The sequence below is a fragment of the Microcystis sp. LE19-84.1B genome, assembly GCF_027531875.1.
GTDB classification, from domain to species: Bacteria; Cyanobacteriota; Cyanobacteriia; order Cyanobacteriales; family Microcystaceae; genus Microcystis; species Microcystis panniformis.
Map to the genome: position 1 here is coordinate 1 of NZ_JAPZSR010000122.1, position 4,406 is coordinate 4,406.

Consider the following 4,406-nt stretch of genomic DNA (forward strand, 5'->3'; position numbering starts at 1 on the left):
CCGCCCTAAAAGTGCGGCGATTCCTAAACCTCACGATTTAAGTTTCTGCTTCCACCACCGTCGCATACCACAGTTAAAAAACCATGTACTGTCTTACACAGAGTCCACAGACTTTCGCCCCATTTCAGAAGCCCGATTCCCTGTGTCCCACGGTACGTTGACCGCCTATAGCTTCTTGTACTTGTTGCGCGCGACTTTTTACCCGGCCAAGCTTTTCTGGTCGGAACCCCCTAAGCCGAGTTTTCAAGGTGCTGCGCCGTCCACTTGGTTTTCGAGACTGGCCTTTTAATTCTAACGTAAAGCCGCCGTTCTACGGCGGGGTTTCAGACCCAAAATTTCCCATGACGAGCGAGTATCCGAGCAGTTCCAGCGCTCTCTCCCAACCGACCCTGTCCTTGGATCTTGATGAAATTATCGCTCAATTGTCCAAACCTCGTGGCGAGTCGTTCCACAGTTGGTATCAATCACGAAGCGATTTCCCCTTGCCCTCCCGTGAGGCCTTATTTCGGATTGTCGATCGACTGCGTGCCGTTCTTTTTCCCTATCACTTTGGCAATCCCGATTTAGGCGAAACGTCCAGCCGCTATTTTATCGGTCATACCCTCAATGAAGTCCTGCAACTGCTGCATCATCAGGTTTGTCGCGAACAGTGGTTGCTGGGGTCACAGTTGCACTGGTCGGCAGACCAGATTGAGAAACACGCCCAAGGGACGGTACAAGCCTTTGCCACTCAATTACCCCATCTGAAAGCTCTACTGGAAACGGATATCACGGCGGCCTATCGAGGTGATCCGGCAGCCAGAAATTTAGATGAAGTGTTGTTTTGTTATCCCGGGGTAACGGCCATCACTTATCACCGCATTGCCCATGCCCTGTATCGGTTGGACTCGCCCCTGTTGGCGCGGATTATCAGTGAAATTGGTCATTCCTTAACGGGGATTGACATTCACCCCGGCGCCTCGATCGGCAATAGTTTCTTTATCGATCATGGGACGGGGGTGGTGATTGGGGCTACCACGGTGATTGGCGATCGCGTGCGCCTTTACCAAGCGGTCACGCTCGGGGCGAAAAGTTTTCCCCGGGACGAATCGGGCAGTTTAATCAAAGGTCAACCCCGTCATCCGATTATTGAAGATGATGTGGTGATTTACTCAGGTGCAACGATTCTCGGTCGGGTAACTATCGGTCGGGGCGCCACCATCGGTGGAAATGTTTGGTTAACCCGCAGTGTGCCGCCGGGGGGTTTTATCTCCCAGGCGCAACTACGACAGGAAATGTTTGATGACGGCTCTGGAATTTGAGGGCCTGTCCGGGCTGTGATTGTTCGGCCATGACAGTCGCTTTGTTACTTTTTTTTTTGAATTGGAGGATTTAACTCGATGACCTATACCCAAGATCATGAATTACAACTGGCTTTGGGAGATGCTGCCGCTCGGCAGTTAGCCAATGCCACGAAGACCGTTCCTCAGTTATTGACCATTTCGCCCCGGTGGTTCGTTCGCCTCTTGCATTGGCTACCCGTTGAGGCGGGGATTTATCGTCTCAATAAAGTCAGGGATGCTTCCCGGGTTGAGGTGGCCTGCTCTGAACGAGACGAGCGGGAGCTGCCCGAAACCTTTGTGGATTACGAAGAGACCCCCCGGGAGTATTTCTTGAGTGCGGTGAATACGGTACTGGATGTTCACACTCGCGTGTCCGATCTCTACAGCAGTCCCCACGATCAGATCCATGAACAATTGCGGCTGACGATTGAAACGCTGAAGGAACGTCAAGAAAATGAGTTGATCAACAACCATGAGTACGGATTGCTCAACAATATTGTTGATTCCCAGAAAGTACAACCTCGCAATGGTGCGCCCACGCCGGACGATTTGGATGAGTTGCTGGTCAAGGTGTGGAAGGAACCGGCATTTTTCCTCGCCCATCCCAAAGCGATCGCCGCCTTTGGCCGAGAAGCAACCCGACGGGGTGTACCCCCCGCTACGGTGTCATTATTTGGCTCTCAGTTTATTACCTGGCGAGGCGTGCCTTTAATTCCTTCCGATAAGTTGGCCGTGAATGAGCAAGGCAAAACCAATATTTTGTTATTGCGGGTAGGAGAAAGCCGTCAAGGGGTGGTCGGTCTCTATCAGCCCAATTTACCCGGTCAACAGGGAGTTGGTTTGTCGGTGCGATTTATGGGGATTAGTCGCAAGGCGATCGCATCTTACCTGGTCTCCCTCTACTGTTCGTTGGCAGTGTTGACCGACGACGCAGCGGCCGTACTGGAGAACGTTGATGTCAACCAATACCACATCTACGACTATGACTAACCCTGAACTGATCCCTGAAAAGGCGGGGGGGAATCTACCCGCTCTATCCCCGCCCACCACTGCCCTAACTGACGCAGAGAACATTTCTCTTAACCCCTTATTCCAACCTGACCTTCTTGAGCATCTCGCCCAGACGATAATTCAAGAACTACAACGGCACGACCTTGGAGCAGAGGTGGCCAAGGGGTTGAGTCCAGACCGGGATGATCTGGTGCCATCCACCGCAGCAACCTCCCCGGCTGCTGTGGGCGAACGGCCTACAGTTCCCTTTACTGTACCCTTAGCCACCCCCTCTTTCTACTTCATCGAAGAGTTAGAAACAAAAATCCCCGACCTTCCGGCGGTAGTGGCCAAACCGGGCCAGCTTGTTCAAGTCCCAGCGATCGATCCCCTTTTTGTCCCCCAGGCAAGCGGGCGAAGCGTTCAACGACCTAGCTTCTTTGATGTTCATACCATTCGCCGGGATTTTCCCATCCTGCAAGAACGGGTGAATGGCAAACCCTTGATCTGGTTCGACAATGCCGCAACAACTCAAAAGCCCCAAGCAGTCATCGATCGCCTCGTTCATTTCTACAGCCATGAAAATTCCAATGTGCATCGTGCCGCCCATGAACTAGCGGCCCGCTCCACAGATGCTTACGAAGCGGCCAGAGAAACGGTACGCCGTTTTCTCAATGCCTCATCTGTCAACGAAATCATTTTCGTGCGGGGAACAACGGAAGGCATTAATCTGGTGGCAAAAAGCTGGGGACAACAAACCCTACAAGCGGGGGATGAGATTGTCCTCACCCATCTAGAACACCATGCCAATATTGTGCCTTGGCAGCAACTAGCCGCCCAAACGGGAGCAAAATTGCGGGTTGTCCCTGTGGATGACCACGGGCAGATTTTACTGGCAGAGTACCAACAGTTACTCAACTCCCGCACAAAACTGGTGGCTTTTTCCCATGTTTCCAATGCCTTGGGAACCATTACCCCGGCTAAACAAATTATTGACTTAGCCCATCGGGTCGGGGCCAAAGTCTTGTTAGATGGCGCTCAATCGGTTTCCCACATTCCGATCGATGTTCAACAATTAGGGTGTGATTGGTTCGTCTTTTCCGGACATAAAGTCTTTGGTCCCACAGGGATCGGGGTACTTTATGGTCAAGAAGACCTGTTGAATGCCACGGTTCCCTGGCAAAGCGGCGGCAACATGATCGTGGATGTGACGTTTGAGCGCACCGTGTATCAGGCGGCTCCCACTCGCTTCGAGGCCGGAACGGGCAATATTGCCGATGCCGTTGGCTTAGGGACGGCCTTGGATTATGTTCAGCAGATTGGTTTGACCACCATTGCCAATTATGAGCATGAACTTCTGGAGTACGCCACTGCGGGACTGACAACCATCCCGGGCCTGCGTTTGATTGGGACGGCAGCCGATAAGGCCGGCGTGCTTTCCTTTGTGCTGGAGGGATTTGATGTGGAAGTCGTTGGACAGGCCCTGAATCGGGAAGGGATTGCCGTGCGGGCAGGCCATCACTGCGCTCAACCCATTCTGCGACGCTTTGGTCTAGAGGCAACGGTGCGCCCTTCCTTGGCTTTCTACAATACTAAGGCTGAGGTGGATGCGCTGGTGGCCGCGTTGGAACGTCTGCAACGCCAATAAACTGACGGTCATGGGTGGGGCAGCTTGTACACCTATTCCAGTTCCCCCTAAACTGCCACCTATTTAAAATAGACCTCCTGCATAATTTTTTTATGGTATAACAGGAGGTTTTGCTTTTTTCTCAATTTTTAGATGGAAGTAGACCTCGACCTAATTTAATTAAATCACAATAATAGGATATAATAAAACAAATAGTGACTCAAAAAAAGCCATGAAAAACTACACCTAGGAATACATTCAAAAATATCCGAAACAAACTAAAAGACTATTAGGGATTGACTACCAACAACTAGAACAACTGATGGCCCTTGGAAAACTTATACATCGGAAAAACCAATCAGAAATCGAAAAAACCAAAATTAGGATTAATCAACCAGGAAGCGGAACACCTCCTAAATTATCAGAAGAGGAACAAATTGTTCTAATGTTGGTTTATTTAAGACATC

Annotated in this window: 3 protein-coding genes and 1 pseudogene; all 4 read left to right on the forward strand. The window is 51.0% G+C overall.

The window, feature by feature from the left end; translation table 11 throughout:
- Positions 1–341: 341 nt before the first annotated feature.
- Complete coding sequence (epsC, locus tag O9324_RS07145; protein WP_288139831.1) at positions 342–1,301, forward strand: serine O-acetyltransferase EpsC; 960 nt, start codon at positions 342–344, stop codon at positions 1,299–1,301.
- Between the two features lie 78 nt (positions 1,302–1,379).
- Positions 1,380–2,312: a family 2A encapsulin nanocompartment shell protein gene (locus O9324_RS07150; RefSeq protein WP_002750434.1), complete on the forward strand. Its 933-nt coding sequence runs from the start codon at positions 1,380–1,382 to the stop codon at positions 2,310–2,312.
- Positions 2,278–3,960, forward strand: a complete 1,683-nt coding sequence (locus tag O9324_RS07155; protein WP_288139832.1) for a family 2A encapsulin nanocompartment cargo protein cysteine desulfurase — start codon at positions 2,278–2,280, stop codon at positions 3,958–3,960. The genes O9324_RS07150 and O9324_RS07155 overlap by 35 nt, the downstream gene beginning before the upstream one ends.
- A gap of 235 nt (positions 3,961–4,195) precedes the next feature.
- Positions 4,196–4,406: pseudogene (locus O9324_RS27180) on the forward strand (IS5/IS1182 family transposase); the annotation flags it as partial.